Genomic DNA, 22,116 nt, shown 5'->3' with positions numbered 1-22,116 from the left:
CTGCTAGCGACCGGCCTTAGTTACAAAACAAGTGGCCCTTGCCAATATCTCTCGGAGATAGGGGCAAGGGCCACTTGTTTTATTTCTGACTCTCCACCCCGCAAACAAACTCTATGGCCCGCAGCAAGGCGGCGCAGGCCTCGTCAATTTGGGTGTCGGTGATGATGAGGGGCGGGGCCAAGCGCAGGGAATTGTCGCAGAACAGAAACCAGTCGGTCAGGATGCCTTCGTGGGCAAGTGCCCGGTCGATGATGGGCTTGAGCACCTCGAACGAATCAAACTCGACGGCCATCAGCAGCCCGCACCCCCGTACGTCTCGAATGGCGGAGTGCACGAGCTGCCGCCGAAAACGAGCGGCCTTTTCGGCTACTCCCGCCAACATGTTTTCCTCCTGAATAGCACGTAACGTAGCCAGCGAGGCCGCGCACGACACCGGGTGACCGCCAAACGTGGTACAGTGCCCCAAAATGGGGTTGGTTTTGAACCCCGCCATAATTTCTTGCGAGGAAATAAAGGCCCCAATAGGCATACCGCCGCCCATGCCCTTGGCACACACCAGAATATCGGGGGTGACGCCGAACTGCTCGAAAGCCCAGAAGGTTCCAGTGCGCCCAAAACCGCACTGGATTTCATCTAAAATCAGCAGCGCACCCACCTCGGTACAACGCTGGCGCAAGGCCGGCAAATAGCCTGGTTCGGGCACCCGCACGCCTGCTTCGCCCTGCACCGTCTCCATAACCACGGCCGCCGTGTGCTCGTCGATCAATAGCAAGTCGTCGAGCTGGTTGTAGCGGATGTGGCGCACATCGGGGAGCAGGGGGCGGTAGCTGTTCTTGAAGTTTTCGGAGCCAGTGATGCTTAGGGCGCCGTGGGTGGAGCCGTGGTAGGCATTGAAACTTGATACGAAGCCCGTCCGGCCTGTGTGGCGCTTGGCAAGCTTGAGGGCGCCTTCGATGGCCTCGGCACCCGAGTTGGTGAAGTACACGCTGTCGAGGTGGACGGGCAGGGTTTCGTGCAAGGCATGAGCGAGCTGCGCGGGAGGAGCCTGCACTAGTTCGCCGTACACCATCAGGTGCAAATATTTGTCGAGTTGGTTTTTGATGGCCTCGATGACGCGCGGATGGCGGTGCCCCACATTGCTGACACCAATGCCGGAAATCAAATCAAGGTAACGTTGGCCATCTGGCCCATACATGTACACGCCTTCGGCCTGCTCGATTTCGAGCAGCAAAGGAAAATCAGAGGTTTGGGCTTGGTGGCGCAGAAAAAGCTGGCGAGGAGTAAGCATGCGGCAAAGGTAGGGGTAGCAGTAGCTCGAAACAGATTTCCGGCCGACTCGGTGCTGCCAACAACAAAAAAGGCTGCCGAAGCAGCCTTTTTATTTAGTTTATGGCCCCTGTGCCGGGTCCTGCGGGCGGCCCACCGGGGCGGTCGGCTACTCGGCGCAGCACTTCCTTGGTGAATTGGCGCTCGGCTTGGAACAGCTTGCCTACCTGCCGAATAGAGAGCAGCTTCTGAAACTTGTTGAAATAGTCTTTCTCGAGGTCCACTTCTTGTTGGCGCAAGGCTAATGCCTTGGTTAAGTTTTCCTTGACTTGCGCATCAGTCAGCGCAGATTCGTCGTCAACGCGGAGTTTACGCATGGTGTGGTACAGTTCTCGGCGTTTGGCCGAATACTCGTTGTACACGGGCCAGAAGCGCTGTGCTTGGTCTTGCGTCAACGAAATCTTCTCGGTGATATAGGCAATCTTGGCATTTTCGATCTGGCTCATGCGGCCTTGCCGACCTCCCGGGCCGGACTGAGCCGCGGCGGGGAAGGTTGCCAGCAAGCAAAGCAGAAGCAAGCTACGGAGCAGGAATTTCATGAAGCTAATAGGGTGAGACGGTGACAAAGTACAGATTTATAGATAGATGTCTTCAACAGGCTGCGTGTCCAGCACTTCCTGCAATTCATCGGGCGAAACCTGCAGGGGCGTTTCGGGTAGGGCTTGCTCGGTGACAGGTAGTTCCGCCAAGTCAGTAAGGGTTACGGGTTGCTCACTGGCCAGCAGGTATTCCACCATTTCGGTGCGCGGCACGGCGGCCAAGTGGGTAGTAGTGGTTGAGGAGTTTTCACTTAAAAGAAAGGAGCCAACAAAGCCACTCAACACCACACCAGCGGCCAAAGCCGTGCGCACAGGCGCCGACAAAGCGCTCAGCCAGCGCAGACCCGCCCAGCTGCTAGCAGCCGAACCTGGCTCTACCCGCTTCATTATTTGCATGGGCAGTCGGTCGAAGTAGCCGTCCGGCGGCGGAGCCAACGGCTGTGGCCGGCGCGGGTGTTCATCCAGACGAAAAGGAGTTTTCATAATGGTTTAGAGGCAGTAAAGCCCTCAAGGTTTAATACGATATCAGACTTTTTCACTGAGTCCAGCAGCCAGTCTTTGCCGACAAAATCAGCGGAAAACATGTTCTATGCTTGTTCATTGATGTACTGTTCTATTTTCTTGGCGGCGTGATGATACGAGGCTTTCAGGGCCCCCACGCTGGTTCCGGTTACTTCGGCCATCTGCTCGTAGGGCATTTCGTCGTAGTAGCGCAAGTTGAAAACCAAGCGTTGCTTGTCGGGTAGCTTGAGGATGGCTTTCTGCAGGCGCAACTCGATATCGTCGCCAGCTAGGCTAGGGTCAGCTTCTATCTTGGCGGCCAATTCTGCTCCTACATCGTTGAGAGGCAGAAAAAACTTACGCCGCTTGCTGGCCAAAAAACTCAAGCATTCATTGGTGGCAATGCGGTAAATCCAAGTGTAGAGGGATGCATCTTGCCGGAAACTCTCTAGGTGTTTCCACACCTTCACAAACACGTCCTGCGTCAGGTCGTCGGCATCATCGTGGTCGACGACCATCTTGCGAATGTGCCAATACACTTTCGTTTGGTACTTGCGCACCAGTTGATTAAAAGCCACGTTGCGCGCGGCCGGGTCGGCAAACTTGGCAAGGATGTCTTGGTCTTCCAAGCAGGGGAGGTGGGTTAGGAGCGGCGTAGTGACGGGTTAGAGGCGTGCGAATAAGCCAGGTTTAATCACGGAAATGGGTACCTTGAATTTCAATATAATACTAATAGATTATGAGGTGGTTAGCTTTTGTGTTAGTGGTGAGTTTGGTATGTGGCTGCTTGCAAGCTAGTGCTCAAATCAAAGTAGAAGAAGTAGAAGTATGGGGCCTGCCGGTAGGAATGTCCGCTCAAAACTTAGTAGACGCCCTAAACCGCAACAAGCAAACAGTGTGTGAAGCGGCTATTCGACCAATGGGCTTTAAAGAAGCTAATGTGTTTGGAATGGACCATATCAGCTTAGTAACGCTACGCTCGGCGGAAAGCCAGCCTTGTGAGAAAGGTAGTACGCCAAACGTGGCGATAAGCCATCAGCTTAACAATACGTTTATGATTAAGCAGCTACATACAGCAGAGTTCCAGCAAGCCCTTACTAGTCTTTATGCCAACCAAGCCAACGATTCGGCGGCAGTGCGCGCAATCCAAAAACGATTTGTCCGCACTACTACTTCGATCTATCAGGCTATGCTCCGGAAATTGCAGACTCCCAACCAACTGACGATTCCGCAGTGTATGGCTGTGTTGTGCAGTACTGCTGCCGACACCGTGCGGGAAAAAGCCTTGGTTCAAATAGCCACCAAGCTACGAGTTGAAGCCGATGCACATCAGCTAGTGCCTTTTATGCAAGACCCACTGATAGGTACATGGGCTATGCAAGCCGTCAGAGGGTATTTCAAGTACCACTCTGTTCCACCAACCAATTGGGCGAAAGTTTTGCCTGCTTATATACAAGCGTTAAATGCTCCCAATCCGACTGTTACTACTATGCTGGCCATTATGTTGGCGCAACACCAAATACCTCGGCAGCTGGCGCCAAGAATACTGACTAATGGTGCTGTTACAATGCATGAAATCCTCCACGGCAAGCATCCAGAGCTTGTGGTGTTCAAGCAACAACTGTATCCGCTGCTGAGCTATTTATCGGCAACTGAAATACGTGATGAAACGGCAGCCCTGGCCTATCTGAGTCAGTTTCAGAAGAAGTAAAGTAATAGCTGCAGCTTTATGGCGTACTGAATGCTACGCCCACCGTCAGGTTGGTATTGTCGTTGGGTGCGCCCTCCAGCACGCGGCTTTCGTGGGTGTAGATGTAGCTGGCCGTTATGGAAAAACGAGTGGTAAAGTGCAGCGCCAGCGTAGTTAGCTGATTGACGCGGTAGTCGCCAAAGCCCGCGAGGTTGGGCTGGTAGAACGTGGTCGAATTAAGGGCAAGCACGCCCTTCGAGTACACCAAGCGTAGCCGCAATGAGCTGCGCGAGACAATACGCTGGCTGCCGTCCCGAAAGTAGGTGGCCTCCCGGATGAAAAGGTTGCTCACGGATACTTCGCGCCCCAACGAGTCGGTATAGAAAGCCCAGCCTGGCCCTAATCCCAGTTGAATACGGTGGTCGATGCCCCGCAGGTTGCTCCGTTCGTAGCCCCCAATGCCGTAGGCTCGGAAGTGGCTGAGCCGGTAGTAAGGGGTGGCGTTGAACAGAAACTCCCGCTCTTTCAGCAACTGGTCTTGTTTGCCATACGTGAAGCTGCCACTCACCGGTGCCCCGAAATGCTGGCCGCGTAAAAATGTGACGGAGTGCGTGGTAGCTAACAACGTTCGGTTCACTCCACCCGAGGTATACTGGCCGCTAAGCTGCCCAACGTAGCGAATAATGGTGGTATCGGAGCGTTGTGCATGCGTGGAAACCACGGATAACAGCAAGAGCAACACAGTACTAGACCAGGAAAATACTAAACCCATCAAATAAACTTAGAAACCAGCGCAAGCAGTAAGAAGATGGAAAGGGCTGGTTATGAAGTGAAAAGAAAGCAAGGGCTTTCCTGAGCGGAATTTTGTCTACAATCAGAGATACTCTGTGCGACGAATTTCTTCGTTGCTTGCAAGTTGATTTATTTGTTGCTGCTCATGCGTTTCTTGTTTGTCTTATGGTTTTGGCTAGTGCTGGTGCCATCAGCCTGGGCGCTACAGATTCGGGAGGTGCGCCAGGTTGGTAACACAACTCCAGCCCGCTTTCAGAAGCTAGAGCTCGGACTGTCGTTGGCAACTGCCCCGGTTGGCAATCCATACGATCCAAACGAAATTACGGTACGAGCTGAGTTTGTATCGCCCCAGGACAGCGTGTATCAGGCGCTAGGTTTCTGGTATCAGGATTTCAAGCGGTGTACCACGTGTGCCCCTTTTCCGCGAATGAGCGCCACTGATACTTGCTTATACTGCCCTACGTGTCCAGAAGATCCAAAATATCTTACGCCGATAGCCACCCGGCTACCTTGGCGCATTCGATTCGCGCCACCTACCGCTGGGCGCTGGCGCTACCGAATTGTGGTGAATCGTAACGACTCAACCATCTACGGGCCTGTTACTTATGTGACGGTGGCAGCTTCCACCAATACGGGTTATATAGGCAAGCACCGGAATGGGCGCAACTTTGCTTATGCGGATGGTCGTGTCTTCTTTCCACTGGGTATGAACCTAGTAAACAACGGAAAAGCAGATGCTTATACCCGCTTGCCTTATCTGGATGCACGCATGGGCATTGCGCGCATCGCCAACAGTGGGGGTAATTTTGCACGGGTTTTCATGACGCCCACGCAATTTGGTATTGAAGCAGCAGGTGACCAGGCGGGACGTTACGACAACCGTCAAAATCGGGCTTACGACTTCGATGAGGTAGTGGAGTACGCTGCTCGTCGTCGTGTGTATCTGCAGGTAGCACTCATGACGCCCGACGAAATAACGGATACCGAGCAATTCGGACACAATTGGCGTCAGCATCCCTATTGGGCTCTATTGCCTGCTGATACTCCACCGTCGCGTTTTTTCACGGACTCGTTGTGCCGGCAACTGCTGCGCCAGCGTATTCGCTACATAATGTCTCGTTGGGGATATTCTCCCGCGTGGTTTGCCACCGAGCTAATGAATGAGGTGGACGGCTACCGTTCACCGGTTCCGTACGATAATTATTGGGACATTAAAAACCCGCTCCATGTGCGCCACTGGACCGACGAGATGCTGGGTTATGCTCGCTCCCTGGCGCCGCAGCATCTCTACACCACCAACACAGGGTATGCATTCAGCAGCTTTTACCCCCGCGACACAGCAGTAGCGCTTTACACGTCACCGGAGGTGGATTTTGTGCAAGACCACTATTACAGTTCCGACCTTAACGTGGAGCATCAGCGGGCATTTATGGCGCGCCGAGCCGCTAACTTGTTTCCCGGTAAGCCCTACCAATTAGCCGAGTTTGCTTTGGGACTGGAAAACGACTGTTGGTATGGCACCTCTAGCTTCACGGCCAAGCGTTACCCACCCAACCAACTCTTCCACGACCTCAACGAGATGCACAACACCTTGTGGTCGTCGACCTTCAATGGCTCGGGGGGAGCCGCCATGTATTGGTGGGCCAATCAAGTGTTTGGGCTCTGCCAAGGCGGGCAATACCATTATTTCCGGCCTCTAAGCACGTTTCTAGCAGATTGCCCCATTTTCGAAGAAGCAAACGAACCTGTAGCCAGTCCATGTCCAGGTACTGCTGGCCCTAAGGACGTGGTACACTCGCCTACAACAGTAGGTAATTGTATTCCGGTGTGGGCCGTTGAAAAAGACGACTCCGAAAATTCTGCTTTCGTGCCTTCCGGTGCTTCCACTACGGATGCTGCGCTGGAAGTATTTGCTCTCCGCAGTTCGGCTCGTGTGGTCGGCTGGGTGCACAACCGCCATAATTATTGGTACAATTTGCCGCACTCAACCGGTTCAACTACCAGTACTTACTGCGCTACACTCAATGATAACCAACCTGCCTCACCCGATAGTATTCCGGCCCTGATTAATCAGCAAGTAACCATTCTAAATGTAGCGCGTCCCGGTCGGTATAAGCTGGAGTTTTTCAGTACCTATCCGTTCTATGACCTCAATGGTGATGGCAAAGACGAGCAGGGAGGAGTTATTGCAAAATTCACTAGCGAAGCACGCGCCGCCGATGGCAAGCTCACCTTCACGGTGCCTCCCCTCCGGCCCCTAGGCACACCGCCTTACGCACCCGACTACGGGTTTAAAGCAACTTGGCTACCTGAACCTACTCCTAAGCCGAAGCTGCCTGTGAAGAGCCCTGTTAAATCGCCGGTTAAAACCGCACAGAAAGCACCAACGAGAAGCACGCCGAAAACACCCATAAAAGCTGTGCCTAAAGCACCTGTGAAAACTATACGTAAGGCGCCAATCAAGAAATAAAGCTAGAAAGTATGGGCTTTATTGCGCCCCCAGCTGACTGCTTGTAGAAATGAATATGCAGATATGCTATTTTTAGGGGAAAACCACGCCTACCTATGAGCAACATGATTCAGTTTGTCGCCAACCACGACGACTTATCGACTGACAAAGGATTCCAATTCAAGTTCTACTGCGACAAATGCCGCAACGGCCACATGTCTCGCTTTCAGCCCAATGCGGTTGGCATTGCCGGAAGCTTGCTTAATGCTGCGGGTAGTTTGTTTGGAGGCATGTTCCATGAGGCTGGCAATGCCGCCTACCATGTGCAGCGGGCTATTGGCGGCAAAGCGCACGACGAGGCAATGGAGAAAGCGGTACTTGAAGGCAAGCAATACTTCAAGCAATGTACCCGCTGCGGCCACTGGGTTTGCCCCGATGTATGCTGGAATTCCAAGGCGGGCCTCTGCGAAGACTGCGCCCCCGACGAGCACGAAGAGCTAGCTGCCCAACAGGCTCAGGCCAGTCGCGAGCAGATCTATACTAAAACGCGCGCTCAGGACTATACCAAAGAACTGGACTTCCTCAATCGGGGCGGGATAGTGCAGTGCCAAAGCTGCAACACTAAACTCAACCCAGGGCAGAAATTCTGCCCCCAGTGCGGCACCCCCAATGCTGCTCTCGCACAAACCAAGGAAAAATTCTGCGTGGATTGTGGCGCGACAATGAAAGCCGATCAGCGGTTTTGTGCCGAGTGCGGCACCAAGCAATAACAGCAGCAATTTCCGTCCTCACGGCAACAAGCAAGTAGCGCCTACTGTCTTGGCAGTAGGCGCTACTTGCTTGTTGCCGAAAACTAATGTGGTAGGCACGCTTCCGAACACGGCCAAGCTGCGTATTGGGCTAACAAATATCCTTACAGCGGAAGGAGAAAGTAGCCATGAATCTGGATAGCGAATTTCGGGGAGTACCTGTAGAGGAAGCTGTTTTCTATGCTCGATTGGGCTTGCAACTAGAGTTGTTCACCTTAGCCGATATCAGCGACTGGGTGGACGAGGTGCTTCTGCACGAAGAAAATCCCGAAGATTTCTTTATTGGCTTTTACCGTATTCTGCACACCAATAAGCTGGAGGTGCCAGCCTACCTCAAAAACTTGTTTCCAGATACTTTCTTTACCGTGCGGCCTGCTTTAGGCTGGTTGCACCGGCAGTTGATTAGCGGTGCTTGGCCTATGAGCCAACTTATCAGGTCTCTCTACCGGCTGCGAACGTTGGTAAGAGCCGATGTAGAAGTCGGCTGGATCTACGGATTAGCTGCCGATTACGACCGGGCGGTTGCCGCCGCGCCCGAGGCCATGCTGGAAGTAGAGCAAGACACGGAAGCTTTCCTGGCTTGCTACCAAGACTATACATTTGGCAACCGCTCGTACTGGCAGAGCCTAGACTTGCTGCTTGAGCAACGATGGGCTAATCTTCGGCATTAGCAGCTAGTGCCAAGCACTGTTCAATGCAAGAGTGAAAAACTGACAGGATAAGGGAGCTTACATAAAAGCCTCTGCCACAACTAAAGTGGCAGAGGCTTTTATGTAAGCTCCTACTTTCCGCTAATTCCGGCGGGCCATTACTTTCTCTACGGCACGCACAATAGCGGCTTCGTTAAGCTCGTATTTCTCCATCAGCTGGTCGGGGGTGCCACTTTCGCCGAATGAGTCGTTGACGGCTACCATTTCCAGGGGCAAGGGTTCTTCGCGCGCCAGCAGCTGCGCGATAGAGTCGCCGAGGCCGCCGTTCATCTGGTGCTCTTCGGCCGTTACCACGCAGCGTGTTTTGCGCACCGATTCCAGAATCAGCTGTGCGTCGAGGGGCTTGATGGTGTGGATGTTGATGATTTCAGCGTTGATGCCTTTGTCAGCCAGCAGCTTGCCCGCCAAGATGGCTTTCCATACCAAGTGACCCGTTGCGAAGATGCTCACATCGGTGCCTTCGTTGAGCACAACGCCTTTGCCAATTTCAAACACTTGGTCGGCAGGGGTGAAGTTGGGAACAACCGGCCGACCGAAGCGCAAATACACCGGGCCTTCGTACTCGGCAATAGCCAAGGTGGCGGCTTTGGTTTGGTTGTAGTCGCAGGGGTTGATGACGGTCATGTGGGGCAGCATTTTCATCATGCCCACGTCCTCCAGAATCTGGTGCGTAGCGCCATCTTCGCCGAGCGTAAGGCCGGCGTGCGAAGCACAGATTTTCACGTTCTTGTTGGAGTACGCAATGCTCTGCCGAATTTGGTCGTAAACGCGGCCCGTGCTGAAGTTGGCGAAGGTGCCCGTGAAAGGAATCTTGCCACCAATGGTAAGGCCCGCTGCTAGGCCCATCATGTTGGCTTCGGCAATGCCCACCTGGAAAAACCGCTCGGGGTTGTCCTTGATGAACGCATCCATTTTCAATGAGCCTACCAAGTCGGCGCACAGGGCTACTACGTTGGGGTTGGTTTTGCCTAGCTCGTGCAAGCCCGCGCCAAAGCCGCTGCGGGTATCCTTTGATTCGGTGTAGGGGTAGTCTTTCATGTATGGAGGTTGGAGAGTGTAGTGTTTCTAGTTGTTGTCTCGCGTCAAGCTGACACGTAGGCTTTCTTGGGTAAGGAAATATCCTGCCGCTCGCGCCACTGCAAACCCTGCGGCAACTCGGCGGCGCTGAACTCCAGGTGAATAACGCGCCGTGGGCGGGTGCTTGTGCTGCGGTTGGAGGCGTGAAGCGTTAGGGGCTTCATTAGCATTACGCCGCCAGCAGGTACCGCACAGGTTATGACGTGCGGCGTGTAGGCTGGGTGCTGATCGTTGGGAATTACACCGTGTTGGTGCGAGCCGGGAACCACTTTAAGCGCGCCGTTGGTGGCGTCGCAGTCGTCGAGGTGCAGCCGAATGGTGACGATGCTTTCCAGAATCTGACGGGGTGGCAGCACGGTTGTCTCACCCTGCTTATTGGTCCAGGGGCCATAACCGGGCAAGTCGAGTTGGCCGTCCACGGCTATCATCACATCTTGATGCCAGGCCACCAGCCAATTGGAGCCGGCTGGCTTATCGAAGTATATAGCCTTGGTTAGATGAGGTGTAGTGCTGGGGAAAAGCACTGCCAATAACTGCCGCAACTTTGGCGTCAATAATTGCTCCTTCAGGGCTGGAATTTCACCGAGCAAGTTGCGGATGGCAAACACATCTTGGCTGCGGCGGAAATTAGGGGAGGTGGTTTCGGCAGCTTCTACAGTGCGCAGTAGAGCGGCAACTTCTTCGGCCGAGAAAATGTCAGGCAGTACGCCGTACCCTACGGTAGCAAGCAGCTTAGCCTCTTGCTCAAAGGTTTCTAGGGTATCATCAGGATGCTGCAAATGAGCATGTTGTAATGGTGCTTCGGCAAGCGTGGCATGACTGTTCTTGTTCATTCCTGATATTATCATTTACCAAACAAACTCACTGAAGTGGTTTGGCCGGGGCGGATGGTGAAGTTGCGTACGTCGGTGAATTTGCTGCCGGTAGCGTTTTTGGTGCGGAATACCAAGCGGTAAGCCCCTGGCTGCATGGGCACGTTCACTTTGCTGCTACCCCCGTCCGAGAGGTTGTAAATCCAGGTCTGCGACTCGTCATCGTTGAGGCGGTAAATGCTGCCGTAGCCTTTTAGGTCGGTGATGATGTTGAGGGTGCCAGGGGCAACATATGTGACGGCCGTTTCCTGCCCTTGCTTGATGGTGATGCGCCGCAGCTGGCGGGGCAAGGTTAGTAGCTCCACCTCGTAGTTGCCTGCCAGCAGCTTCTGTCGCGCCCCGAAGGGGAGAGCCAGCAGCGTATTCTCGTTATCGGCCTGTCGGATTACGGCTTGCACCGTGCCGTAGGGGTTGCCCAGTGTGTTCGGGCTTTGGAGCCACAGCGTGCCTTGAGGCGTTTTGTAGGTGAATACGTTGGCCTTGCCGGGCTTGATGGGCAGGTTTTGCTGACGTACGGGCGGCACCGTGTTGATAACCAAGTCGTAGCTCTGCAGGGCATCAACGTCGAGCACATCGGGTTTGCCTTGGGCGTCGCGGTAGTGGACGTAGTTGAATTCGGGCTGCTCCGTGATGTTGTTGATGAAGGTCATATTCACGTTCGACTCCACGGGTTTGCCGGCTTCATCGGTGAGGTTGATGGCCACGGTGGTTTTAGCTAGCGTCTGAGTCACCACATCGTTGAGAATGGTGCGGAAGGTTTTTACGTCGGCCGCATTATAGTACTGACCCAGGCATTCCAGCTGCTTGCCAAACTCCTTTTCCGCCCCGATGCCAATCACAAACGGCTTCAGAAAGACCCGTTTGCGCTGCAACGCCAGCGACGTAGCACACGGGTCACCTTTGCACGACTCCAAACCGTCGGTAATGAGAATCAGCACGTTGCGGGCCGTGTTGTCGGTGGGGAAGTCACCGGCTGACTGTAGCAGGGAGAAGGTGATAGGCGTGTTGCCTTTGGGCTCGATGGTTTTGAGACGGTTCTTAATGGCTTCGGCGTTCTTGGCCGCAAAAGGCACTTCCAGCTTGGAGTCTTCGCAGTTGTTTTCCGACTTGTCGTGTAGGTGGCCGTAGGCCCGCAGCCCAAGTTCTAGGTTCGGGTACGTGTTCAGCGAGTCCACCATCTTGGCCAGCAGGCTTTTGGCTACGTCCATGCGTGGGCGGCCTTCCCACGGCGCCAGCATCGAGCCCGAGGCATCCAGCAAAAACAAGATGCGCGTAACCCGCGGCTTTCCAGGCGGCACGTTCTGAGCGTGCAACCCCGTTTCGGCCCCGCTAACCAGCCACAACATCCAGCACAGAAGAACAACTAACCGGCCCATCGAGAGAAACTAACTCTGGCCTTTCCCCTTGTTAGTCGGTCTGCCAAACGGCAGTACAGACGCAAGAGGAAAGGCCAGAACGCTTTGCAGTAGGGAAAGAACTCTGTTAGTGCAACGCAATACCAGTCTGGCTTTGTATAAAAACAACGCCATTACCACCCAAATAAGCGCTTAGTAGTCGCTGGCCCGTTCTACGCTCAATTGCTGCAGGGCTTTTTCCAGTTGCTCGTCGTTGGGCGCTACGCCGTGCCATTTGTGTGAGCCCATCATGAAGTCAACCCCGAAGCCCATCTGCGTATCCATCAGCACCATAATCGGCTGGCCCTGACCAAGCAGCGACTGCGCTTCTTCAAGGGTTGGCAATAGCTTTTCGAGGTCGTTGCCGTCGGTTTCGAGCACGCGCCAGTTGAAGGCTTCGAACTTGGCGCGCAGGTCGCCGAGGCCACCAATTTTTTCGGTGGGGCCGTCGATCTGCTGGCCGTTGCGGTCCACGAAGGCTATGAGGTTGTCGACTTTGTGGTGCGGGGCGTACATGGCGGCCTCCCACACTTGGCCTTCTTCCAGTTCCCCGTCGCCCATAAGCACGAACACAGTCTGGTTGTCGCCGTTGAGTTTTTTGGCTTGCGCAGCACCAATGGCGACGCTCAGACCCTGGCCCAACGAGCCAGAGGCCACCCGGATGCCGGGCAGGTGCTCGTGGGTGGCCGGGTGGCCTTGCAGCCGCGAGTTAAGCTTGCGGAAAGTAGCTAGCTCGCTTACCGGGAAATAGCCCGAACGAGCCAGCACCGAGTAGAATACCGGCGAGATATGCCCGTTGGAAAGAAAGAACAGGTCTTGCCCGACCCCGTTCAGATCGAACGGCTCGGGGGTGTGCTTCATCACCTTGAAGTAGAGCGCCACCAGCAAGTCGGTGCAGCCGAGCGAGCCGCCGGGGTGACCGGAATTGACGGCGTGCACCATGCGCAAGATGTCGCGCCGCACTTGGGAGGCAATCTGTTTTAGCTCCGCAACTGACTTGGTGGCTTCGGGCGTGTGCGTTTCGGAAGAAGCAGCAAAAGACGTGTCCTGCGACATAGATTCGAGTAAGTGAAATGAGGAATAAGGTAAAGGAGGAAGTGGCTGGGCGGCTTGCCGTTCCGCTTCGGGCTGACGTAAAATGGGCCGTGCCCGAAGGCTACAGCAGCTGCGCGGCGTGGTTCTTGGTGTCGACTTTGGTAATCACCTTCTCGATTTTGCCTTCGGCATCAATGAGGAAGGTGTAGCGCATGGTACCCATGTACTTGCGGCCGTACATCGATTTTTCCTGCCACACGCCGTAGTCTTCTACCAGCTTCTTGTCTTCGTCAACAAGTAGCGGGAACGGTAACTCATACTTCGCGGCAAACTTTTGGTGCGACTTCTCGCTGTCGATGCTGACGCCAAGCACCTGAATACCGGCGGCCTGTAGGCTTTGGTAGTTGTCGCGCAAATCGCAGGCTTGGGCGGTGCAGCCCGAGGTGTCGTCTTTGGGGTAGAAGTAGAGCGCCACCCGGCGGCCTTGGTAGTCGGCGAGGCGGTGCGTGGTGCCGTTCTGGTCTTTGGCAGTGAAATCGGGGGCGAGGTCGCCAACTTGGGGAAGTGACATAGACAAAGTGTTTCGGCAAATGTAGCAGGAGCGCGGAAACACAGGAAGCTTGGCCGCAGTCTTAGCCAGCAAAGTCGGCGCAGCCGCAGCGGTTCGCTGCACATCTTACCGCCAGCAGGCGGCTTGGAACACGGTAGCTGCGGCAGCTAGGCCTGATAGGTTTAGCCCAGACTGCCGCGAGTACGCTACGGCTTTTCATCCATGGGTTGCGGGGTGAACAGCAATTTCTCTACCGGAAAGCCTAGTTCACGGGCCTTGCCAATAAGATGGTCGCGGCGGCTGCGCTCAAGGTGCGGGGTGCGGCTCAGGATCCATAGGTTTTCGCGGCTAGGCGTGCCGACCAAGGCATACTGATAGTCGGCGTAGTCGAGGTCCAGAATCCAGTAGTCGCCTTCGAAGGGCCAGAAGAAGCTAACCTTCAGCTTGGAGTACGTGGCATCCATGGTGCGGGCAATGCCCTTGGCGGTTTCAACGGGGCCGTTGAGTCCTTCTTTATGGCAGGTGTTGAGCACGTCGACTTTGCCATCGGGGCGTACTTTGTACTCAGCCGTAACGTGCTGGCAGCCTTTTTCGAAGCGAGTAGGCAGCCGGGCCACTTCGTACCACAAGCCACTGTACTTGTGCAGATTCACGTGCGGTACCGTGGGCAGCGGCGCGTACATTTTGCGGCGGACGTAGCCGTAGGCCGCTACTCCGGTAGCCACTGCGGCTACTGCCGTTGCAAACAAAACAGGTTGGCGGACTTTATTTAGCTTGGTCATACTAGACGAGTTGGAATGTACGCTTGCTGTACGCGCCAGCTTAACGGTGGGATGTGCAAGTGGAGTTGCTTGGCCTCCAGCTGTCTGCCCAAAAGAAAGGGAATTAGTATTTAAAGCCAGAAAACCAGTTGCTCCCTGTTCCAAGTTCAGCGCATCAAGCGGCCTAGCTTGAGGGTGCTTAACTAGAACACCAGAGCTAGCTGGCTGTAAAGTGGAAGAAGTAGGCGCGGGCGGCAAAATAGATTTAATTTATTGCTTGATCTAAGGGTGATAGTTGACACAAAGTCGGATTAACCAGTAGACTTCGCACTCCGATGAAAACACTAAACCTTCTGCCGCATTCGTCTCCGCAAGCTGCTGTGCAGCTCCGGCACGCGCTGCAAACCAACCGCGACCAGACCCTTACGCAGCTCTACCAGCACACTTTCCCCATGGTGCGGCACCACGTGTTGCAGCATGGCGGTACTGCGCAGGACGCCAAGGATGTGTTTCACGATGCCCTGATTGTGTTTTACGAAAAAGCCGTGGCAGGCACGCTGGAACTCACGGCCTCGGCTAGTACCTACTTGGTGGCCGTGGCCCGCAACATCTGGCGCCGGGAAGTGGACCGTCGGCAGCGCTGCAACCTCGCCGACCTCAACGAGGAGCACCTGCAGATGCCTGACCAAGGCGAACCAGCCGAGGCGGGGGCAGCAGCCGAGGAAGTATCGGTGCTGGACTATGTGGAGCGGCTAGGGGAGAAGTGCAAGAGCATTTTGCTGTCTTTCTACTACTTCCAGCAACCCTTAGAGCAAATCGCCAGCACCCATCAGTACCGCAACGTGCGCTCTGCCACGGTGCAAAAGTTTAAGTGCCTAGAGCGGCTGCGCAACTCGGTGCGCAACGTGCTAACCGAAACCTTCAGCCACTAAGTCTATGCGCCCGGAGTTGAAACGTCTGCAGCAAATCGAGCAGCATCTACTCGGTGTTCCACAACCAGGCCAAGCCGAGGAATGGGCATTGCAGCAGCTACTCGATGCCGACCTGGAAACCGACACCGAGGCGCAGCGGCGCGTGTACCAAGGGCTGTATGTGGCAGGCCAGCGCCAGCTGCGGCGTGAGCTAGAGGCTATCCATGAGCGGCTCTACGGGCCGCGCCCGGGCCGTTGGCGCCAGTTAGCCGCGGCAAGTCTGCGGGTTGTCTGCACCGGCTGGTCGCGGTTCTCGGGCAACCACTAACCTCTCGTTTTCTATTTCATCAGGGCTATCCTGAGTGCTAGGCTTTCGAGCCGAAGGGCACCGGCATGCCCATTATTTCCACTTTCTTATGCTGTCAACCAAGCAGGAATTCCGAAAATTTGCCGTGCAGGCACAGGGCCTCAGCGGCCTGAGCGTCGACCGATATGTAAGCCACATCGAAGGCCAGGGACGCACGTTTGTCCACAACATGACCCGCTCCGTTATCGAGGAGCGGCCCACTCGTTTTGCTGAAATTGACGTGTTTTCGCGGCTGATTATGGACCGGATTGTGTTTCTCGGTACGGCCGTCGACGACAACATTGCCAATATTCTAACAGCGCAAATGCTGTTTCTGGAGTCAGTAGATGCCAAGAAAGATATTCTGCTCTATATCAACTCGCCCGGGGGCTCTGTATATGCCGGGCTTGGCATCTACGACACCATGCAGTACGTCGGGCCCGATGTGGCTACTATCTGCACCGGGCTGGCGGCCTCGATGGGCGCCTTTCTGCTGTGCGGCGGGGCCATTGGCAAACGTTCCGCCCTGCCCCACGCCCGCGTCATGATTCACCAACCTAGTGGCGGAGTGCAGGGCCCATCAGCCGACATTGAAATTACGGCTCGCGAGGTGGTGAAGCTGCGCCAGGAACTCTACAGCATTTACGCCGAACGCACCGGCAAAACCTACCAGCAAATCCACGACGATTCGGACCGGGACTACTGGCTGCGCGCCGACGAAGCCAAAGAGTACGGCCTAATTGACGAGGTGCTGGAAAAGAAATAACAATGTAGACCAGAGAGCTTAAAATGCTGCAGCGTGAGCTACCATCGTGCCATTGCGTTGCACTAAGCTCTTAGGTCTACTAATCCAAGCGCTACTTGCTTACAGCACCACGTGTACGGCCTTTTCGTTGCCGGCTTGGTCGCGGAGGTAGAGAGTGGCGGGGCCACGCAGGGGTGGCCCAAGCTTATCGGAATTCTCTGAGAAAAGGGTGGCGTTCTTGTGCTCGAAACGAAGCAAATGAAACTGTCCGTTTACTTCCAACTTGTAGGACGCCAAGCCCGAGAGGTCGTCGCCAACCTTGAAAACTACGCCAGCCGGGCCTTTGCGTAGCAAGCGGGCCGAAGGCGGAATGGTGTCGGTGAGGAGCTTGAACTGGCCGAACGCTTTGATGGGCGCCGTAATAGAATTGCCTTCCCATTTGCCACCCACGTAGGCCCGGCCGCCCTTGGCCGTGACACTGTAGATGGCCGTTCGGGTCTTATCAGCAACTTCGGTTTCGGGCCGTAGGGTGAGGCTGAGACTGTGATAGAGCGGAGTGCGCGGCTGCTGTACGGTCCAGATGCCCGCCTTGTAGCTGGTCTGCACAAAGAGCGTGTCAAACAGAGTTTTAGGGCCAAAGCCGAGCTGCAAATTGCCGGTGGTGAAGGCGAAGTCGCGGCCGGAGGGGATAAGGGCCTGCCGGTCGAAGCGTTTGGTGATACCGCCGAACTGCATCGAATCGGGGAGGCCGGCGCGCAGGTCGTAGAGGTAGGTGTTCTGGCTGAGCACCGTGTAGCTCGGGCGCAGCGTCAGGCGGCGGTTGCCTTTGAAGAGCGTAAGCGGCCCACTCGTGGCGGCCGTGTCGGGGTCGGCGGCTACGGCTACCAGCAGGTTACGGCTGAGGTCGTAGCGTAGCGCCGGTTTTTTCACCAGTGCCGAACGCGTTTTGTAGTACACTGGCTGCTTGCCGCGTAGCACGAAGCGTAACGGCGTAGTGTTGCCGTACGAGTCGGCCAGCAGGATTTCCACAGTGTACAGCTTGCCGTCTTCCACGCGCAGGCGGCCTTTTTCGGGGCCGGTGGTATACATCGTCAGGTCGTTGCCGTCATCCACAAACAGCTTCTCGAACTGCCGCCCCTGCATGAAGCGCCACTCATAGTCCATGTGCTGGTTCACTTGGCGCGTGCCCTCCGGAAACGGCACATCGTCAACCACGTGGCGGTAGAAAGGCTGCCCGTTGACTTGGATTTCCACCCGTTGCAGCCCGTTCTTGTTCCACACCCCATCAAACCGGTCGAAACCCTGTACTAAGAGGCCAACCGAACCGAAAGCAGAAATAGTATCGGCCCATACGTAGCCCCCGCCGTTGGGCAAGGGCGGCGTTTTAGGCACAAACACCGATTTGCCGAACACACCCTGTACGCGCGCTTCGATGCCCAACGCCTCTACCGCAAACGCCTGGAGCATGGGCGCAACGTGGTCCTGAATTTCAGCGAAGCCACCCCACTGCAGCGGATTCAGTTGGTGGTCTTGGGCATCGCGCACTTCCCAGTGCAGGTGCGGCCCCGCCGAACCGCCCGTGTTGCCCGATAAGGCTACTACTTCGCCGCGCTTCACCGGAAATTGGTCGGGCTTGAAAAATAGCTCTAGCTCGTAGCTCTGCTTTTCGTATTGGCGGCGTAGCAGCTCGGCGGCCGTGGCTCCCTGGAAGTGGTTGAGGTGGCCGTACACGGTAGTCAGCCCATTGGGGTGGGTGATGTAGAGCACGTTGCCGTAGCCGAAGCTACTTTGTTTGAGCCGCGAGATGTAGCCGTCGGCGGCGGCGTACACGGGCAAGTCTACCCGGCCGTCGGTCTTGATGTCGAGGCCGCCGTGGAAGTGATTGGGCCGCAGCTCGCCCATGCTGGCAGCCAGGAAATTGATTTTGCCTGGCTTGATGGGAAACAGGAAGTACCCGTTGGGCACCGCGGGCCGCGGGCCAGCCGGAGTTTCAGGGGTAGGAGCCGGGGAAAGAGAATCTGGCTCTTGCCCACCGCAGGAAGCCGGCTGGAGCCCTAAGAACAGCAGAAACAGGGGAAGCAATGAGATACTCAACAACCGCCGGGGCGGGGCAATCAACTTATCGGGCATTCGTAAATCAATCAGCAAGTACAAAAACTACAGAAGCAAACGCCAATAACGGCGTCCCGCTGACGGAGTTATTCAATCAATAGGTGGGAGCAAGGCCAAAAGCCTCGAGCCAATCGGCCTGAAGCTACACGCAGCCAAGGCGCAGGCACAGCCAGCCGGAGGCCACCGACCAACTGATACCGCCCCGAAAATTAACGCAACGAAATAAGCTGATTGAAACCCAGCTACTTATTTCACTGCCAAGTCCAGCATTTTTTCGTCGCCGATGTAGCCGGTCAGCTGGTCACCGATCTTCACCGGTCCCACCCCGCTCGGCGTACCCGTGAAGATAAGGTCGCCCATTTTTAGGGTAATAAACTTGGAAATGTAGCTGATGATGGCATCGAAGGGGTGCAACATCAGGCCTGAGTTGCCTTGCTGCCGCACTTCGCCGTTCACTTCCAGCCGGAAGTTGATGTCTTTTAGATTCGAGAAGTCACTTACTGGCTTAAACGTTTCGCCGAGTGGGGCCGAGCCGTCAAAGCCTTTGGCTAGTTCCCACGGTAAGCCTTTGCTTTTCAGCTTGCTTTGTAGGTCGCGAGCCGTAAAGTCGATGCCCAAACCGATGGCGTCGTAGTAGGTATGCGCAAACTTCTCGTCGATGTTCTTGCCATTCTTGCACACCCGCAGCACCAACTCGATTTCGTGGTGAATATCCTGCGAGAAATCGGGGTAGAAGAACGGTTGGTTGCGTTGGAGCAGGGCGGTATCGGGCTTGGCGAAGATGACGGGCGCGTCGGGTGTTTCGTTTTGTAGCTCGGTGATATGGTCGGCGTAGTTGCGGCCGATGCAGAGGATTTTCATGTAGCGGTTGGGCTTGTGAGGCTGGAGTCTGGAAGACAAGAACGTGCTGTAGGCAATGCGAAGCATCTCGGCCACCCAAGAAATTTAGTGGGAGCCTATGTGGAAGATGCCGCGGTAATTGCCACAAAACAACGAATTCAGAGCGCTCAAAATTAGCGGTTAATTGACGGCACGAAAATTAGATCAACAATTAGATGCTTTACCTACTGCATTAAGGAAGGGTTCAAGCAAACATTTTTTGTGCGCTTCAACGTATAGGAAAATAGCTTCCCAAACAATGTACCGCCGAGCTTAAGCGAGGCGGTGCTCTTTTGTACTTGTTCTGTTCTTCCTAACGCCACCACACTTATGCTCAAGAAAATAGCTCTGGCCAGTTGCCTGTTCATGGCCGCAGCCTGCTCCACCGTTCCTATCACCGGACGCCGTCAGCTCAGCCTCGTTTCCGATGCTGAAATGAACTCGATGGCCGCCACCGAATACCAAAAAGTACTTGCTACCAGCAAGGTTATCAGCAGCGGCACGCAAGCGGCCATGGTGAAGCGTGTGGGGCAGCGTATTCAGCAGGCTGTGGAAACGTATTTCCGGCAGCAAAACCAGCAAAGCCAGCTCGAAGGCTATGCTTGGGAATACAACCTACTAGATGATAAGCAGGAAAACGCCTGGTGTATGCCGGGCGGCAAAGTGGCCGTATACAGCGGCATCCTGCCCATCACACAAGATGAAACCGGTCTGGCCGTAGTGCTAGGCCACGAAATTGCGCACGCCGTAGCCAAGCACAGCACCGAGCGGATGAGCCAGCAGATGGCTACGCAAGGCATTGGCAGCTTGGCATCGGCCGCCGTGGGTCAGGCACCTACCGCAAGCCAGAGCGTGTTTTTGCAGGTGGTTGGGGCTGGTTCGCAGCTCGGTTTGTTGAAGTACGGCCGGAGCCAAGAGTCGGAAGCCGACCACCTTGGGCTGATTTTTATGGCTATGGCAGGCTATGACCCCGACAAAGCCGTGGATTTCTGGCAGCGTATGGATGCCCGCGAAGGAGGTGCTTCACCACCGGAGTTTCTCTCAACTCACCCATCCAATGGCACGCGCGTAGCGGCTATTCAGCGAGAATTGCCGGAGGCTCGCAAGTACTATAAGCGTTAACTCGGACCGACCAGTTACCTTTCCGGCATGATAAGTACTATGCCCCGTTTTTTGCGTTTGTTACTGGCTTTTGCACTGCTCACCGTTGTGCTGCCAGCCTGCGAAACCACGAAGAAAGGTATTCCGGAATTTACATCGCCCGATAAGAGTGATATAAGCCGCAAGCAAGAGCCTAGCAGCAAAATAGTGGCTACGGTGGGCGAAAAGGGCTTGATCAAGTACTTGGTACCCCGTGAGCAGCTAGCTCAAGCCTTCACCCGCCAGTTCGGCGACGGTACCACCATCGACAAAACCATGGTGCGCAAAGTACAGGGCGGCCCCAAAGACCAACCTTCTTACTTTCTGGTGGGCTTAGGCTTGCGCAACGGCATGTTCCGGGGCATGGCCATCCCACTCACACTGGTTTCCGACTCGGAGCTGCTGCTACGCTCCAATGCCTCTCGCTACATCATTTCGGGCGTGGGGTGCACGTTTTGCTTTTTCAACTTCGAAAACAACGATATTGTGGGTACCACCTGCGAAGAAAACTCGGGTGGTAGCAGCTGCGACTTACGCATAGTAGACAGCAATACCTTCTTTCCCCGTTAGTTATGCTCAGCCGCAAATGGATTATGCGTCTCTCTTTCACGGCCTTGGCCTTGCTGCTCGCCACTGACCGGCGCCGTCCGAAGCCCGAGCATCTTCCCAAGCCAACGGAGCCCGAGAAATAAAGAAAGCCCGCCATTGGCGGGCTTTTTCATACCGGTTAAGGTGGTTGCCACTCCGGTTACGCGGCAGTTTCTATAAACCGGGCAATGCGGTTAACCAGCAAGTCGGGGTTTACGCGCTCCAGGGGGTGGGGCGTGTTCATTAGGATTTCGAAAGTGGCGTGGGTCATATGGTCGGTGAAGTGGCGGGAGGCATCTACGCCGGCAGTTTTGTCTAGCTCGCCTACCATCACCTGCACCGGTACATCGAGCGTGGCCAGAACAGCGGGCGTAAGCAGCGGAGCCGTGCCGAGGCGGCGCATCATGGTGGCGGTAGCCGCAAGCAGGTCGGGGAGGGGCGTAGGGGCGTGCTGCTGCTCGAGCTGAGCCACATACTGCGGCACTTTCGCGCGCATGGCGTCGAGGTCCAGCATGCGCGTTTCCAGCGCTGCCGTTGCCGGCGACCAATCAAGCTTGGTGCCGAGCGTGGTGATGCTACGGATAAGGCCTGGGGTAGCTGCTGCTGCCGCTAATGCTGCGTAGCCGCCCATACTGTAGCCAAAAACGTGGACCGGCGGCAAACCTTGCTCCTGAACGAACTCCCGTACTTCCGTGGCAAAGCTTTGCATCGAAAAGCCGTCTTGCTGTAGCGCACGGCCGCCATGCCCGCTAAACGAAAAAGTATGGACGTTGTAATGCGCCGATAACTCGCGAGCCAATGGCTTTACCTGCGCTTCACAGGCCAAGGCACCATGCAGCAAGAGCAAGGATTGTTTCATAGAATGTAGTGCTTAGTGCCTAGGACTTGTG

23 protein-coding genes are annotated in these 22,116 nt (G+C 55.4%); 9 read left to right on the top strand and 14 right to left on the bottom strand.

Going from position 1 to position 22,116, the window contains the following annotated elements; translation table 11 throughout:
• Nucleotides 1-79: 79 nt before the first annotated feature.
• The 4 genes from P1X16_RS11560 to P1X16_RS11545 form a co-directional block, all read right to left on the bottom strand.
• Complete coding sequence (locus P1X16_RS11560) at nt 80-1,288, bottom strand: aspartate aminotransferase family protein (protein WP_277228943.1); 1,209 nt, start codon at nt 1,286-1,288, stop codon at nt 80-82.
• Between the two features lie 94 nt (nt 1,289-1,382).
• A complete protein-coding gene (locus P1X16_RS11555; RefSeq protein WP_277228941.1) occupies nt 1,383-1,865 on the bottom strand; it encodes a Spy/CpxP family protein refolding chaperone in 483 nt (160 codons plus the stop codon).
• Between the two features lie 36 nt (nt 1,866-1,901).
• On the bottom strand, nt 1,902-2,348 hold the full coding sequence (locus P1X16_RS11550) for a hypothetical protein (RefSeq protein WP_277228940.1): 447 nt from the start codon (nt 2,346-2,348) through the stop codon (nt 1,902-1,904).
• Between the two features lie 104 nt (nt 2,349-2,452).
• Nucleotides 2,453-2,995 carry an RNA polymerase sigma factor gene (locus tag P1X16_RS11545; protein WP_277228938.1) on the bottom strand — a complete coding sequence of 181 codons (543 nt, stop codon included), beginning with the start codon at nt 2,993-2,995 and terminating at the stop codon, nt 2,453-2,455.
• A gap of 110 nt (nt 2,996-3,105) precedes the next feature.
• Between P1X16_RS11545 and P1X16_RS11540 the strand changes: the two genes are divergently transcribed.
• Complete coding sequence (locus tag P1X16_RS11540) at nt 3,106-4,077, top strand: hypothetical protein (RefSeq protein ID WP_277228936.1); 972 nt, start codon at nt 3,106-3,108, stop codon at nt 4,075-4,077.
• Nucleotides 4,078-4,093: 16 nt separating this feature from the next.
• On the opposite strand, the gene P1X16_RS11535 is transcribed toward P1X16_RS11540, so the two are convergent.
• Complete coding sequence (locus tag P1X16_RS11535) at nt 4,094-4,777, bottom strand: DUF481 domain-containing protein (RefSeq protein ID WP_277228934.1); 684 nt, start codon at nt 4,775-4,777, stop codon at nt 4,094-4,096.
• 216 nt (nt 4,778-4,993) lie between these two features.
• Between P1X16_RS11535 and P1X16_RS11530 the strand changes: the two genes are divergently transcribed.
• From P1X16_RS11530 to P1X16_RS11520, 3 genes are all read left to right on the top strand, one after another.
• Nucleotides 4,994-7,318 carry a DUF5060 domain-containing protein gene (locus tag P1X16_RS11530; protein ID WP_277228933.1) on the top strand — a complete coding sequence of 775 codons (2,325 nt, stop codon included), beginning with the start codon at nt 4,994-4,996 and terminating at the stop codon, nt 7,316-7,318.
• A gap of 104 nt (nt 7,319-7,422) precedes the next feature.
• A complete protein-coding gene (locus tag P1X16_RS11525; protein WP_277228931.1) occupies nt 7,423-8,067 on the top strand; it encodes a zinc ribbon domain-containing protein in 645 nt (214 codons plus the stop codon).
• Nucleotides 8,068-8,234: 167 nt separating this feature from the next.
• Complete coding sequence (locus tag P1X16_RS11520) at nt 8,235-8,777, top strand: hypothetical protein (RefSeq protein WP_277228929.1); 543 nt, start codon at nt 8,235-8,237, stop codon at nt 8,775-8,777.
• A gap of 120 nt (nt 8,778-8,897) precedes the next feature.
• Here the strand turns inward: P1X16_RS11520 and P1X16_RS11515 are convergent, their stop codons facing one another.
• The 6 genes from P1X16_RS11515 to P1X16_RS11490 all read right to left on the bottom strand — a co-directional run bounded on the left by P1X16_RS11515 (nt 8,898) and on the right by P1X16_RS11490 (nt 14,526).
• Entirely contained in the window at nt 8,898-9,854 is a 957-nt protein-coding gene (locus P1X16_RS11515; protein WP_277228927.1) for a transketolase C-terminal domain-containing protein, read from the bottom strand.
• A 44-nt stretch (nt 9,855-9,898) separates the two neighbouring features.
• Nucleotides 9,899-10,726: a phytanoyl-CoA dioxygenase family protein gene (locus tag P1X16_RS11510; protein WP_277228925.1), complete on the bottom strand. Its 828-nt coding sequence runs from the start codon at nt 10,724-10,726 to the stop codon at nt 9,899-9,901.
• An 11-nt stretch (nt 10,727-10,737) separates the two neighbouring features.
• Nucleotides 10,738-12,111, bottom strand: a complete 1,374-nt coding sequence (locus P1X16_RS11505; RefSeq protein WP_277228923.1) for a VWA domain-containing protein — start codon at nt 12,109-12,111, stop codon at nt 10,738-10,740.
• Nucleotides 12,112-12,312: 201 nt separating this feature from the next.
• Nucleotides 12,313-13,215 carry a transketolase gene (locus tag P1X16_RS11500; protein WP_277228921.1) on the bottom strand — a complete coding sequence of 301 codons (903 nt, stop codon included), beginning with the start codon at nt 13,213-13,215 and terminating at the stop codon, nt 12,313-12,315.
• A gap of 100 nt (nt 13,216-13,315) precedes the next feature.
• Nucleotides 13,316-13,765: a thioredoxin-dependent thiol peroxidase gene (bcp, locus tag P1X16_RS11495; protein ID WP_277228919.1), complete on the bottom strand. Its 450-nt coding sequence runs from the start codon at nt 13,763-13,765 to the stop codon at nt 13,316-13,318.
• A gap of 185 nt (nt 13,766-13,950) precedes the next feature.
• Nucleotides 13,951-14,526: a lipocalin family protein gene (locus P1X16_RS11490; RefSeq protein ID WP_277228917.1), complete on the bottom strand. Its 576-nt coding sequence runs from the start codon at nt 14,524-14,526 to the stop codon at nt 13,951-13,953.
• A 314-nt stretch (nt 14,527-14,840) separates the two neighbouring features.
• Between P1X16_RS11490 and P1X16_RS11485 the strand changes: the two genes are divergently transcribed.
• The 3 genes from P1X16_RS11485 (at nt 14,841) to P1X16_RS11475 (ending at nt 16,528) form a co-directional block, all read left to right on the top strand.
• The gene (locus P1X16_RS11485) at nt 14,841-15,437 is read left to right on the top strand and encodes a sigma-70 family RNA polymerase sigma factor (RefSeq protein WP_277228915.1); all 597 of its coding nucleotides are present in this window, start codon (nt 14,841-14,843) and stop codon (nt 15,435-15,437) included.
• A 4-nt stretch (nt 15,438-15,441) separates the two neighbouring features.
• On the top strand, nt 15,442-15,744 hold the full coding sequence (locus P1X16_RS11480) for a hypothetical protein (protein ID WP_277228914.1): 303 nt from the start codon (nt 15,442-15,444) through the stop codon (nt 15,742-15,744).
• Nucleotides 15,745-15,832: 88 nt separating this feature from the next.
• Nucleotides 15,833-16,528: an ATP-dependent Clp protease proteolytic subunit gene (locus P1X16_RS11475; protein WP_277228912.1), complete on the top strand. Its 696-nt coding sequence runs from the start codon at nt 15,833-15,835 to the stop codon at nt 16,526-16,528.
• A gap of 99 nt (nt 16,529-16,627) precedes the next feature.
• Here the strand turns inward: P1X16_RS11475 and P1X16_RS11470 are convergent, their stop codons facing one another.
• Nucleotides 16,628-18,637 carry a M23 family metallopeptidase gene (locus P1X16_RS11470; protein WP_277228910.1) on the bottom strand — a complete coding sequence of 670 codons (2,010 nt, stop codon included), beginning with the start codon at nt 18,635-18,637 and terminating at the stop codon, nt 16,628-16,630.
• A gap of 228 nt (nt 18,638-18,865) precedes the next feature.
• Nucleotides 18,866-19,480, bottom strand: coding sequence for a fumarylacetoacetate hydrolase family protein (locus tag P1X16_RS11465; RefSeq protein ID WP_277229544.1), 615 nt, complete (start codon nt 19,478-19,480; stop codon nt 18,866-18,868).
• A gap of 348 nt (nt 19,481-19,828) precedes the next feature.
• Here P1X16_RS11465 and P1X16_RS11460 point away from each other — a divergent pair, with 348 nt between their 5' ends.
• Both P1X16_RS11460 and P1X16_RS11455 read left to right on the top strand, forming a co-directional pair.
• Nucleotides 19,829-20,620 carry a M48 family metallopeptidase gene (locus P1X16_RS11460; RefSeq protein ID WP_277228908.1) on the top strand — a complete coding sequence of 264 codons (792 nt, stop codon included), beginning with the start codon at nt 19,829-19,831 and terminating at the stop codon, nt 20,618-20,620.
• A 39-nt stretch (nt 20,621-20,659) separates the two neighbouring features.
• A complete protein-coding gene (locus P1X16_RS11455; protein WP_277228906.1) occupies nt 20,660-21,208 on the top strand; it encodes a hypothetical protein in 549 nt (182 codons plus the stop codon).
• Nucleotides 21,209-21,386: 178 nt separating this feature from the next.
• On the opposite strand, the gene P1X16_RS11450 is transcribed toward P1X16_RS11455, so the two are convergent.
• Complete coding sequence (locus P1X16_RS11450; protein WP_277228904.1) at nt 21,387-22,085, bottom strand: alpha/beta hydrolase; 699 nt, start codon at nt 22,083-22,085, stop codon at nt 21,387-21,389.
• Nucleotides 22,086-22,116: the final 31 nt, after the last annotated feature.

Source organism: Hymenobacter sp. YC55 (assembly GCF_029433095.1).
Classification (GTDB): domain Bacteria; phylum Bacteroidota; class Bacteroidia; order Cytophagales; family Hymenobacteraceae; genus Hymenobacter.
Note: the sequence above shows the minus strand (reverse complement) of the source record. Positions and strands in the feature narration are given on the sequence as shown.